This window comes from Pseudomonas sp. BF-R-01 (assembly GCF_019946615.1).
GTDB lineage: Bacteria > Pseudomonadota > Gammaproteobacteria > Pseudomonadales > Pseudomonadaceae > Aquipseudomonas > Aquipseudomonas migulae.
The window spans coordinates 1-11552 of the sequence record NZ_JAGYFX010000149.1; the positions used below are offsets into that span (position 1 = coordinate 1).

Annotated in this window: 10 protein-coding genes; 2 read left to right on the forward strand and 8 right to left on the reverse strand. The window is 60.0% G+C overall.

Annotation, left to right across the window (positions count from 1 at the left end; all coding sequences use genetic code 11):
- Positions 1 to 102 precede the first annotated feature (102 nt).
- Positions 103 to 849 (reverse strand): 3-oxoacyl-ACP reductase family protein, encoded by a 747-nt coding sequence (locus tag KGB27_RS29425; RefSeq protein ID WP_008042294.1) that lies wholly within the window; start codon positions 847 to 849, stop codon positions 103 to 105.
- 126 nt (positions 850 to 975) lie between these two features.
- Between KGB27_RS29425 and KGB27_RS29430 the strand changes: the two genes are divergently transcribed.
- Positions 976 to 1899: a LysR family transcriptional regulator gene (locus KGB27_RS29430; RefSeq protein WP_008042295.1), complete on the forward strand. Its 924-nt coding sequence runs from the start codon at positions 976 to 978 to the stop codon at positions 1897 to 1899.
- Between the two features lie 107 nt (positions 1900 to 2006).
- Here the strand turns inward: KGB27_RS29430 and KGB27_RS29435 are convergent, their stop codons facing one another.
- The 3 genes from KGB27_RS29435 to KGB27_RS29445 all read right to left on the reverse strand — a co-directional run bounded on the left by KGB27_RS29435 (position 2007) and on the right by KGB27_RS29445 (position 5630).
- Positions 2007 to 2735, reverse strand: a complete 729-nt coding sequence (locus tag KGB27_RS29435) for an aspartate/glutamate racemase family protein (RefSeq protein WP_008027338.1) — start codon at positions 2733 to 2735, stop codon at positions 2007 to 2009.
- Positions 2736 to 2792: 57 nt separating this feature from the next.
- Positions 2793 to 4319 carry an NCS1 family nucleobase:cation symporter-1 gene (locus tag KGB27_RS29440; RefSeq protein ID WP_223557263.1) on the reverse strand — a complete coding sequence of 509 codons (1527 nt, stop codon included), beginning with the start codon at positions 4317 to 4319 and terminating at the stop codon, positions 2793 to 2795.
- A 570-nt stretch (positions 4320 to 4889) separates the two neighbouring features.
- Entirely contained in the window at positions 4890 to 5630 is a 741-nt protein-coding gene (locus tag KGB27_RS29445; protein ID WP_008042297.1) for a phosphoadenylyl-sulfate reductase, read from the reverse strand.
- A 173-nt stretch (positions 5631 to 5803) separates the two neighbouring features.
- On the opposite strand from KGB27_RS29445, the gene thrH reads away from it, so the two are divergent.
- On the forward strand, positions 5804 to 6421 hold the full coding sequence (gene thrH / locus KGB27_RS29450) for a bifunctional phosphoserine phosphatase/homoserine phosphotransferase ThrH (protein ID WP_008027341.1): 618 nt from the start codon (positions 5804 to 5806) through the stop codon (positions 6419 to 6421).
- A gap of 87 nt (positions 6422 to 6508) precedes the next feature.
- Here thrH and pabB read toward each other — a convergent pair whose 3' ends face one another.
- From pabB to KGB27_RS29470, 4 genes are all read right to left on the reverse strand, one after another.
- Complete coding sequence (pabB, locus tag KGB27_RS29455) at positions 6509 to 7846, reverse strand: aminodeoxychorismate synthase component I (RefSeq protein ID WP_223557264.1); 1338 nt, start codon at positions 7844 to 7846, stop codon at positions 6509 to 6511.
- A gap of 216 nt (positions 7847 to 8062) precedes the next feature.
- Positions 8063 to 9049, reverse strand: a complete 987-nt coding sequence (locus KGB27_RS29460) for an alpha-L-glutamate ligase-like protein (RefSeq protein ID WP_008027343.1) — start codon at positions 9047 to 9049, stop codon at positions 8063 to 8065.
- The gene (locus KGB27_RS29465) at positions 9049 to 10584 is read right to left on the reverse strand and encodes an inactive transglutaminase family protein (protein WP_008042311.1); all 1536 of its coding nucleotides are present in this window, start codon (positions 10582 to 10584) and stop codon (positions 9049 to 9051) included. The genes KGB27_RS29460 and KGB27_RS29465 overlap by 1 nt, the downstream gene beginning before the upstream one ends.
- A gap of 5 nt (positions 10585 to 10589) precedes the next feature.
- Positions 10590 to 11126: an ATP-dependent zinc protease gene (locus KGB27_RS29470; protein ID WP_008042313.1), complete on the reverse strand. Its 537-nt coding sequence runs from the start codon at positions 11124 to 11126 to the stop codon at positions 10590 to 10592.
- Positions 11127 to 11552: the final 426 nt, after the last annotated feature.

Below are 11552 nucleotides of genomic sequence, written 5' to 3' on the forward strand. Positions count from 1 at the left end.
GTGTCAATCGACACTGATGTTGACTGACACAACGCCTTCGTGGGCAAGTCGGATCGCCGCACCGCTCGCTCCTACATTTACTTTGTGTTTGATTCGCCCGAATCAGGCGCCGAAACCACCGTCGATGGTCAGGCTGGCACCGGTGATGTACCCGGCTTCCGGGCCTGCAAGGTAGGCGACGAAGCTGGCGATTTCTTCAGCCTTACCATAGCGACCCACAGCCATCAGCGGGATCAGGCTTTCGGCGAAGTCGCCGCTGGCCGGGTTCATGTCGGTGTCGACCGGGCCCGGTTGCACGTTATTGATGGTGATGCCCCGTGGCCCAAGGTCGCGTGCCAGGCCTTTGGTCAGGCCGACCAGTGCCGCTTTGCTCATCGCATACGGGCCACCGCCGGCGAAGGGCATGCGGTCGGCGTTGGTGCTGCCGATGTTGATGATGCGACCGCCTTCGGTCATGTGTTTCGCGGCGGCCTGGGTGGCGATGAAGACGCTGCGTACGTTGATCGCCAACGTCTGGTCGAAGTCTTCGAGTTTGAAATCTTCCAGCGGGGCAACGGCCAGCACGCCAGCGTTGTTGACCAGGATGTCCAGGCGACCGAAGGCTTTGACGGTGGCGCTCACCGCATCGCGAATCGCCTCGGCGTCGGCACTGTCAGCCTTGATGGCCAGTGCTTTGCCGCCGTTGGCGGTGAGGCTGTTCTGCAGTTCTTCGGCCTTGGCCGTGGAGCTTACGTAGGTGAAGGCAACCGTCGCGCCTTCAGCGGCCAGGCGTTTGACGATGGCTGCGCCGATGCCGCGGGACCCGCCTTGAATCAAAGCCACTTTGCCGCTGAGGTTCTGAGTAGTCATGTCGATCTCCAAAGTCGCCGTGGCGAGATGCCGCGGTTGATGGAGCCTAGTATTGATTCAGGATTACAGGCTGTGTAGACGGTAATTACGATAGTCTGTGTAAACCAAAAGTTTATAGTGGCGCTTATGGAAACCTTCAGCAGTATCGAATGCTTCGTGCGCAGCGCCGAAGTCGGCAGCTTTGCCGAGGCCGCGCGACGCCTGAGCCTGACCCCGGCGGCGGTGGGCAAGAGTGTGGCAAAACTTGAGGCCCGGCTCGGTGTGCGGCTGTTTCAGCGCAGCACCCGTAGCCTGACGCTGACCGAGGCCGGTCATCTGTTTCTCGGCGAAGTCAGTTCCAGCCTGCACACGATCCAGAATGCCGTGGCCAATCTCGCGAGCGCCGAAGGGCGGCCGGCGGGAACGCTGAAAGTCAGCATGGGCACGGTGTTCGGACGGTTGTATGTGGTGCCGTTGCTGGGCGAGTTTCTGAGGCGGTTTCCGGCAATCAATCCGGACTGGCATTTTGATAACCGCCAGGTCGATCTGATTGCACAAGGGTTCGATGCCGCGATTGGCGGTGGATTCGAGCTGCCGCAGGGCGTGGTCGCGCGCAAGCTGACGCCGGCGCATCGGGTGTTGGTGGCGTCAGCCGAATATCTGGCGGGGCGCGAAGTGGTCGTTGAACCGGATGATCTCAAGCATCACGACGGGATTCTGATTCGGTCGCCGCAGACGGGGCGAGTGCGGTCCTGGCAATTGACCAGCCGCACCCAGCAACACAGCCCTTTGACGCTAAAGGCGCGGATGACCATGAGCGATTCCGAAGCGGCGTGTGCGACGGCGGCTCAGGGGTTGGGGATCGCGTTGGTGAGCATGCCGTTTGCTTCGGGTTATCTGGAAGCCGGGACGTTGCAGCGGGTATTGCCGGACTGGTTTGTCGACGATGGCAACATTTCCATTTACTACGCTGAGCACAAATTGTTGCCGGGCAAGACGCGGGCGTTTGTGGATTTCATTATTGAGCAGTTTGCGGAGCAGGGGTTGGCGTCGCGGTTTAGTGCGGTTTGAGTCTGGCTTGATACCGAGTTGGCCTTTTCGCGGGCAAGCCTCGCTCCTACAGGGAGTACACGTATTCTGTAGGAGCGAGGCTTGCCCGCGATGAACGATAACGCGGTCTACCGCCCAAACCGCCCCGGCCAGCCAATGATGTGTTTCGGCCGAGGCGTCGCATACGTCCTGACCTTCGACGTCGACAACCCCAATCGCACCAGCGACTCGGCAATCGTCACCGCCGCCGTCACGCCATCTACGACCGGCACGCCGGTGCGCTGACGAATCTGCTCGTCGAGCCCGGCCATCCCGCCGCAACCGAGGCAAATCACCTCGGCCTTGTCTTCCAGTACTGCCAATTCCGCCTGACGAACAATCGCCTCAAGCGCCCGTTGCGGATCGGATTCCAGCTCCAGCACCGCCAGGCCACTGGCCCGCACGGATGCGCAACGGTCCCACAGCCCTGAGAGTTTCAGCCGATCCTCGATCAACGGCACGGTACGGTCCAGCGTAGTGACCACCGAATAGGCATGACCGAGGAACATCGCCGTGCTGGCGGCAGCGTCGGTGATGTCCACCACCGGTACGTTGAGCAGTTCCTGCAACCCTTCGCGACCGTGCTCGCCGTAACCGGCCTGAATCACCGCATCGAAGGGTTGATCGTAGGACATCACTCGATCCATCACGGCGATGGCGGCCAGGTAGCTTTCGAAATTGCCTTCGATGGAGTCGGCGCCGAAGTGCGGTGTCAGGCCGATGATTTCGGTGCCTGGCGCGGCCACGGCTTGAGCCGAACGGGCGATGGCCTGGGTAATGGATTCGGTGGTGTTGACGTTGACCACGAGAATTCGCATGGAAAGTCCTTATAGCGGGGTGGTTCTGCGGCCCGACGGTGCCGGGCCGTCATGGGGTTAATGGCTGACGTTATCGACCGCGATGGCTTCGCCGCTGACATCCGCGTAGTGCGGCTGTCGCTTGGCGATGATCAGGTACAGCATCCCGGCGATCCCGGCACCGATCAGCCAGGAGAACGGCGATACGAGATGGAAACCCGGTACCAGCGCCAGGACGATGGCGATCAGCGCTGCAGGAATGAACGCCGCCACCGCACGTAAATTGACGCCTCGGCTGTAGTAATAAGCGCCGTCGGGATCTTCGCTGTACAACTGCGGCACGTTGATCTGACCTTTTCGTACAAGCCAGTAGTCGACCATGATCACCCCGTACAACGGGCCGAGCAGGGCGCCGAGACCGGACAGGAAATACACGATCACCAACGGGCTGTTGTAGAGGTTCCACGGCAGGATCAGCACGGCGATGGTCGCGCTGATCAGCCCGGCGCGGCGGAAGGTCAGGTATTTCGGTGCCAGGTTGCTCAGCACGAAGGCCGGGGCGACGAAGTTGGCCATGATGTTCACCGCCACGGTGACGATGAGGAAGGCCAGGCAACCGAGGACCAGGAAGAAGGTATTGGGAATCGACGCGATGATTTCCGTCGGGCTTTCGATGATCCGGCCATTGATTTGAAATTGCGCACCGCAGAGCAGGACGGTGATGCCGGCGAACACCAGAATGTTCACCGGCAGGCCCCAGAAATTTCCGACCTTGATCGTCTTGCGGCACGGCGAAGAGCGGGCGAAGTCGCAGAAGTTGAGGATCAGCGTGCCGTAGATCGCCAGCCACAACGCGCCACCGGCAAAGATGTTGCGCCACATCTCGCCGCCAGTGAGCGGCTCACGGATCGACCACGCGATGGTCGCGTTGGCCTGGGTGTACATCCAGGCGGCCAGGGCGGCGACGGTCAGCAGAATCACCGGACCGGCGAACGCTTCATAGCGCCGCACCATCTCCATGCCGTAGGCAAGGATCGCCAGTTGTACCAGCCAGATCGCGACGAAACACACCCAGCCCAGGCTCGACAGACCGAGGATCGAGTTGTGGTCGTAGTCGGCGAATTCCGGATGCACCGCCGTCAGCAGCACGCGAAACACCACCGAGGCGAGGTACGTCTGAATACCGAACCAGGCGATGGCGATAACGGCGCGGATCAATGCAGGAATTTGCGCCCCATGGATACCGAAACTGATCCGGCTGATGACCGGAAACGGCACACCGGTTTTCTGGCCCATGTAGCCGGAGAGGTTCATGAAGCAATACACCAGCGCCGCGCCGATCCCGAGCGACAACAGAATCTGCCAGCCGCCCAGACCTAACGCATACAGGCCGATGGCGAAGGAGTAGTTGGCGATGTTGTGAACGTCGTTGGTCCACAGGGCAAAAATGCTGTAACGGCCCCAGCGCCGGCCTTCGGCCTTGGTCGGCGCCAGGTCTTTATTGTGCAGGCGCGGGCTGAGCACCACGGGGTCTTGAAACGTTTGAACGGGGGAAGAGGAGGGCAGATCCAGCGCGATGTTGTTATTGGAGAGGCTAGTACGCATTCCGGCAGGCTCCGAGCTTGGCGTCGCGATGACTGTGCATGAGCGTGGGCTCGACAAATCTTCGTCGCGGACAACAAGCATCATTGGTTACGGGGCATCTGCAGCCTGTACGGGATAGGGCGCTTCAGGCTTGCGGATCTAAAGTGTGTGTATGTTTTGAAGTGATTGTATACAAAACATGTATGCACTTAAGCCAGATCCATGCCAGTCAGCGATCTATAAAATTCACCGGTAATTTCGTTTTGTTATCTGTAATTGGTAAGTGACTGAAATCAAGGCGATATAAATTGACCGGTTGAACAGGTATTTATTTTTCGGCGGGATTCGTGGAGGTTTGAACGAGGGAGTGTCAGGCGGGATGAATGTAACTTTTCAGGGCGCAGAAACTAAAAGTGCACACATAAATGGCACCTAAGGTGACATTCGTGTGTACACATTTACTGGGCCGGTCACGATACCTGTAGGAGCCGGCTTGCTGGCGATTGCGATCTTTCAGTCAATGCAGCTGTGACTGACACACCGCTATCGCCAGCAAGCTGGCTCCTACAGGGGGGGGCTTGCTGTATGGGATCAGGCTTTTGACTTGCTGATGATATTCCCCGCATGCAACCCGCATTCTTTCTGCGTCGCCTCTTCCCACCACCAGCGACCTTCACGCTCGTGCTGGTTCGGCAGCACCGGGCGGGTGCACGGTTCGCAGCCGATGCTGATGAAGCCGCGTTCATGCAGGCTGTTGTACGGCAGCTCGAGCATGCGGATGTAACCCCAGATCTCTTCGCTGGTCATTTGCGCCAGCGGATTGAATTTGTACAGGGTGCGTTCAGGGGTGGAGAAGGCGGTGTCGATTTCCAGCACCGCGACGGCGCTGCGGGTGCCAGGGCTCTGGTCCCGACGCTGGCCGGTGGCCCAGGCGGTCACGCCCGAGAGCTTGCGGCGCAGCGGCTCGATCTTGCGGATGCCGCAGCACTCGCCATGGCCGTCCTTGTAGAAGCTGAACAGGCCTTTTTCCTTCACGAACGGTTCGAGTTTCGTGTAGTCCGGCGACACCAGTTCGATGTCGATCTTGTAGTGCTCGCGCACTTGATCGATGAAGCGGTAGGTCTCGGGGTGCAGGCGGCCGGTGTCGAGGCTGAACACTTTGACGTTTTTGTTCAGCTTCCAGGCCATGTCTACCAGCACCACGTCTTCGGCGCCGCTGAAAGATATCCACAGGTCATCGCCGAACTCGGCAAACGCGAGTTTCAGGATGTCCTGGGCGGATTTGTTGGCATAGGTCGTGGCGAGTTCCACGACATCGAACGATGGGCTCATCAGGGCGGCTTCCTACAGGTCGGTGGCGCTGGGCGCTCTATATGGCCTTGATGGTAACAAAATCCTGCAACCACTGGCGCGCCCTCTGCGTTGCGCAGGTCAGTGCGAGTCGCTAGAGTTCGGCAGTCCTTTTGCTCGCTCGACTCAATAATCAATACAAATGGGAGTGTCTTGTGGAAATTGCCTGTCTGGATCTTGAAGGTGTGCTGGTCCCGGAAATCTGGATCGCCTTCGCCGAAAAAACCGGAATCGAATCCCTCAGGGCCACCACTCGGGATATTCCCGACTACGACGTGCTGATGAAGCAGCGCCTGCGGATTCTTGATGAGCATGGCCTGAAACTCACCGACATCCAGGAAGTGATCGCCACATTGAAGCCGCTGGACGGTGCCATCGAGTTCGTCAACTGGCTGCGTGAGCGCTTTCAGGTGGTGATTCTGTCGGACACGTTCTACGAGTTCTCCCAACCGCTGATGCGCCAATTGGGTTTCCCGACCTTGCTCTGCCATCGTCTGATTACCGACGATGCCGGGCGGGTGACGAGCTATCAGTTGCGTCAGAAAGATCCGAAACGTCAGTCGGTTCTGGCGTTCAAGAGTCTTTACTACCGGGTGATTGCGGCGGGGGATTCCTACAACGACACCACGATGCTGGGCGAGGCGGATGCGGGGATTCTGTTCCATGCGCCGGATAACGTGATTCGCGAGTTCCCGCAATTCCCGGCGGTGCATACGTTTGAGGACTTGAAGCAGGAGTTCATCAAGGCTTCGAATCGGGCGTTGAGTTTGTAGGCGTTTTCTAGGACGCCTTCGCGGGCAAGCCTCGCTCCTACAGAGGGCGGTGATCACCTGTAGGAGCGAGGCTTGCCCGCGAAGCTTTCAAAGGTTTTGCAGGGTATCGAGCAACACCTTCACCTTGGTGATCGACTCCTGATACTCGGCCTGCCATTGCGAATCCGCAACGATCCCGCCACCGCCCCAGCAACACACCTGCCCATCCTTGACCAGCAAGCTGCGAATCGCGATTGAACTGTCCATCTCACCGCGCACATCCAGATACAGCAACGAACCGCAATACAAACCACGCCGGGTCGGCTCCAGTTCATCAATGATCTGCATCGCGCGAATCTTCGGCGCCCCGGTAATCGAACCGCCAGGGAAGCTGCCTGCGATCAGGTCCAGCGCATCCCGGTCATCTGCCAGTTCGCCGGTCACGCTGCTCACCAGATGATGCACATTCGGATAGCTTTCGAGACTGAACAACTCCGGCACCCGCACCGAGCCAATGCGGCACGTACGGCCGAGATCGTTGCGCAGCAGGTCGACGATCATCAGGTTTTCCGCGCGATCCTTGGGGCTGGCCAGGAGTTCGGCGGCGTTCGCCGCATCTTCCGCAGCGTTCTGGCCACGCGGGCGAGTGCCCTTGATCGGGCGGGTCTCCACGTGGCGGTCGCTGACTTTGACGAAGCGCTCCGGCGACAGGCTCAGCACCGCGCCACCGTCGGGCAGGCGCTGGAAACCGGAAAATGGCGTCGGACACGCCGCACGCAACGCGCAGTACGCGGCCCACGGATCACCTTGGCACTCGGCGCGGAAGCGTTGGGCAAAGTTGACCTGGTAGCAGTCACCGGCCTGAATGTATTGCTGGATACGTTCTATCGCCTGGCGATAGTCATCAGCGCTCAGGTCGGCGCTCATCGGTGCCTTGAGCTTGAACGATTCGATTGTTTCAGCCGCGGGATGACTGAACAGCGTGATCAGGCGCTGACGTTCGCTGTCGATCAGCGACGGGTGGAACACCAGCTGACTGGTCATCCGTTGGTGATCGCTGATCAGAGCCCAGTCGTAGAGCCCGAAACGCGCATCCGGCAATTGCAGATCGTCCTGTGCCTGGCTCGGCAGGTTTTCCAGGTGGCGGCCGAAATCGTAGCTCAGGTAGCCGATCAGGCCGCCGGCGAAGGGCAGGTCAGGTGCCAGCGCCGCCTCACCGAGTCGTGTCAGATTGTCGCGAAGGCGTTGCAGGAAATCGCCACCGCTTTCGTCAGGCATTACCGCCAGTTGTTCCAGTGGCCAGGCACTGAGCAGGTCATAACGCCCGCGATCAGCCGTTGGCCGGCCACTGTCGAGCAGCACGGCGCCGGGGGCATGACGGATCGCCGCGAAGTACTCGGCGGGGTTGGCGCGATAGGGCAGCGGATGTACGGAACAGGTCAGCATGGGCGGGGCAGATCAGCCATCGAGGCGGGGGGGCGATTGTAGTCCCCTCGGGGAATTGCTCCTAGAGGGGATGTCGGGGATTGGCAGATTGGAGGTAGGGTTGAATGGTTTGGTGACTGTGAGTAAGTCTTCGCGGGCAAGCCACGCTCCTACAGGGGTAGCGCAAAACCTGTAGGAGCGAGGCTTGCCCGCGAAAGGGCGCGACTCGGTCCCGGATCAACCCTCAACCGCAGGAATATGCCCGAACATCTCCTGCACAAACGCCATGCGTTCCTCGACGGTCTCGGTAATCCCGCGTGCTTTCAACTCTTCCAGCCGCGCCTCGACCGCATGGGTGCGCAACGTCAGGCCGCAATCATTGGCGATCTGGATGTTCAACCCCGGCCGGGCATTCAGCTCAAGAATCAGCGGGCCTTTCTCCTGGTCCAGCACCATGTCGACCCCGATGTAACCCAGTCCGCACAGCTCGTAACAGCCGGCCGCGAGTTTCATGAAGCCGTCCCAGTAGGGCAGTTGCACACCGTCCACCGCGTTGGTGGTGTCCGGGTGCTTGGCAATGATGTTGTTCAGCCAGGTGCCGCGCAGGGTCAGGCCGGTGGCGAGGTCGACGCCGACGCCGATGGCGCCCTGGTGAAGGTTGGCCTTGCCGCCGGACTGGCGCGTCGGCAAGCGCAACATCGCCATGACCGGATAGCCCATCAACACGATGATGCGAATGTCCGGCACGCCTTCGTAGCTGATGCTTTTGAAGATCTGGTCGGGGATCACGCGGTATTCGATCAGTGCACGGTCACGGTGGCCGCCCAGCGAATACAGGCCGGTGAGGATGCTGGAGACGTGGTGCTCGATTTCCTCATGGCTGATGATCTTGCCGGACACCGTGCGATAGCGCCCCTCGAAGCGGTCGGCAATGACAATGATGCCGTCGCCACCGGCGCCCTGGGCCGGTTTGATCACGAAATCGCTGCGCCCGCCGATGATTTCGTCGAGGTTGTCGATTTCCTTCTCGGTGGAAATCACGCCATACAGTTCCGGCACATGGATGCCGGCGGCGATGGCGCGCTCCTTGGTGATGATCTTGTCATCGACAATCGGGTACAGGCTGCGCTTGTTGTACTTGAGCACGTAGTCCGCGTTGCGCCGATTGATCCCCATGATGCCCCGGGCTTCCAGGGCTTTCCAGGTCTTCCAGAAGCCGAACATCAGGCGTCAGCCTTCTTCAGGAAAGCCTTGAAACGCACCAGTTCGGTCAGGCGGTAGCCGCGATAACGGCCCATCGCCAGCATGAAGCCCACCAGGATCAGCAGGATCGCCGGGAAGGTGAACACGAAGTAAACCAGCTCCGGCACGCTCATGATCAGGTGCGCCAGGGACGCAGCGAACAACGTGCCGATAGCCACTTTCATCGCATGCCCGGAGCCGCGTTCTTCCCAAGTGATCGATAGGCGTTCGATGGTCATGGTCAGAATCACCATCGGGAACAGCGCCACGGACAACCCGCGTTCCAGGCCCAGCTTGTGGCTGAACAGGCTGATCGCCGCGATCAGCACCACTACAAACGTCAGCACCACCGACAACCTCGGCAGCATTTGCAGCTTCAGGTGTTCAAGGTAGGAGCGCAGCGACAGCCCCAGCGCGGTGATGATGGTGAACAGCACGATACCGAACCCGAGCTGGGTTTCGCGGAAGGCGAGGGCGATCAGCACCGGGGTAAAGGTGCCGAGGGTCTGCAGGCCGATCAGGTTGCGCAGGATCAGGATCACCAGCACGCCGATCGGGATCATCACCATGATCATGAAAGTCTGCTGGGTTTGCAGCGGCAGGCCGTACAGCGAGTACTCAAGGAAATTGGCGTCGGTATTTTCGTCGGTCAGCTTGGCCAGGCGAATGGCGTTCATTTCGCTGTTGTTCATGCTGAAGGTGACGGTGGCTTTCTTGCCGCCATCGACGGTGATCAGGTTTTCGTCGCCGGTCCACCACAACAGGCGGTCGGTCGGCAGGCCTTGTTCGCCGGTTTCCGGGTTGAAGTACAGCCAGTCGGTGCCGTTGAAGCTGCGCAGCCAGAGTTCCGGCGTTTGCGGCTGGTCGGCCACGAGGCGGATGGTGTGGACCTTTTCCACCGGCACGTGGGCGATGGACAGGACCAGTTCAACGATTTTGGCCTTGTGCCCGCTGGACGGATCGCCGCCCAGCAACAGTTTCACGTTGTCGTCGTTGACGTTGTTGACCCGCTTGATCGCTTCGCCGATGAAGGTTTCGACGTCAGCCGAGTGCTGGCGGATCGGCGCGAGCAAGGCTTCAGCGGCAACTTTTTCCGCGCCTTCGACGGCGATGCTGTCGCGGAAGGTCGGGCCTTTGACCTTGGATTTTTCCCCGGTGTAGCGCTTGGTCAGCACCAGGCGGTAATAAAGGGTCTGGTTGCCTTTGGCCCGACGTGCCGACCAGGTCACCTTGCGGTTGCCGTCGATACGGTTCACGGCCACGCCATAATTATTGGAGATGAAGCTTTCGTTGAGGCTGACGAAATCACGGCTCAGCGGTGGCACGAACATCTGGATCTTGACCGGGTCTTTGGCACTGGCGACGAACTCGACCTTGGCGTCGATGTTCCACAAGTCGTCGGTGGCGTCTTCGGTCACGGGAATGCCGAGCACGAAGATCTGATAGGCCGTAACTGAAATGCCCAGCACCACCAGGATGGCGATCAGCATTTTCAGATGGAGGGTAAGAGAGCGCATTGGAATTACTCTGCGGTATGAGCGTCGGTGGCGCAGGCGGGTTTGCCAGCAGCGTATTTAAGACTGGGGTCGACCAGCGCATCAAAGCGCTTGAGCGCTTCGGAGCCGATCAGGAGCGGGTATTGGAAAGCGCTGCGGTCGGTAAGGTTCACTTCGATACTGCGTAACGCCGAGCCCATGCAGATATCCAGCTCGATCACCGGACGGGCGGTGTACTTCTTGCCTTCTTCCGGATCGTAGTCGCCGGCACGGCGCTTGATCTTGCTGACGCGGGCCAGTGGTCGTTCGATCGGGTGCGAGTGCGCTGCGTCGATCGCCAGATAGAAGCGCACCCAGGACTCGCCATTGCGTTTGAAGCGTTTGATGTCGCGGGCACTCAGGGAGGCGGTTTTCGCCCCGGTGTCGAGTTTGGCCGCGACTTCCAGATTGATGCCGTCCAGCGAGGCGTACTCGTTGAGGCCGTACACGGTTTTTTCCCCCGCCGCGGCGACACCGGGCAGGCAAAGCAGATAAAGGAAGGTGGGGAAGGGCTTGAGTCTCATAAATCCTGGTGCGCAGCGGTCCGTGTTTCGATTCAAGGCCCTGGCATCGCTGCGCAAGCTCCCTCGTATGCCTATCAACTATTTGTGACAGTTCGTGCAGATGTCACAAACAAATGCGGGCGGCATTCTAGCACGGTGGTTTTATGGCGCCAGCGCTGGGCTCTTGGGTTTGGTGTTTGGGTGATGGGGGGGATATCCGTTATTTGGGTGATGGCGGGGATTGGTTTCGCCCTTACGGCGAGTCACTTGGAAGAGCGCCAAGTAACCAAGCGCTTTTGCCCCTTTCGTTCGGTGCCTCGCTGTGGCTCGGCATGCCCTCGCTCCGGCCCTGCTCCGTGGGCCCGCCGCGATCGGCCATCCCTGGCCGTGCGCGGCTAACCCGGCATCCATGCCGGGTTGCCCACTGCGCAGAACCTGCGCTCGGCC

Excerpts from the sequence above, each read along its gene's own strand:
- KGB27_RS29425 (WP_008042294.1), bottom strand. The coding sequence starts at position 849 with ATGACTACTCAGAACCTCAGCGGCAAAGTGGCTTTGATTCAAGGCGGG.
- KGB27_RS29430 (WP_008042295.1), top strand. The coding sequence starts at position 976 with ATGGAAACCTTCAGCAGTATCGAATGCTTCGTGCGCAGCGCCGAAGTC.
- KGB27_RS29435 (WP_008027338.1), bottom strand. The coding sequence starts at position 2,735 with ATGCGAATTCTCGTGGTCAACGTCAACACCACCGAATCCATTACCCAG.
- KGB27_RS29440 (WP_223557263.1), bottom strand. The coding sequence starts at position 4,319 with ATGCGTACTAGCCTCTCCAATAACAACATCGCGCTGGATCTGCCCTCC.
- KGB27_RS29445 (WP_008042297.1), bottom strand. The coding sequence starts at position 5,630 with ATGAGCCCATCGTTCGATGTCGTGGAACTCGCCACGACCTATGCCAAC.
- pabB (WP_223557264.1), bottom strand. The coding sequence starts at position 7,846 with ATGCTGACCTGTTCCGTACATCCGCTGCCCTATCGCGCCAACCCCGCC.
- KGB27_RS29460 (WP_008027343.1), bottom strand. The coding sequence starts at position 9,049 with ATGTTCGGCTTCTGGAAGACCTGGAAAGCCCTGGAAGCCCGGGGCATC.
- KGB27_RS29465 (WP_008042311.1), bottom strand. The coding sequence starts at position 10,584 with ATGCGCTCTCTTACCCTCCATCTGAAAATGCTGATCGCCATCCTGGTG.
- KGB27_RS29470 (WP_008042313.1), bottom strand. The coding sequence starts at position 11,126 with ATGAGACTCAAGCCCTTCCCCACCTTCCTTTATCTGCTTTGCCTGCCC.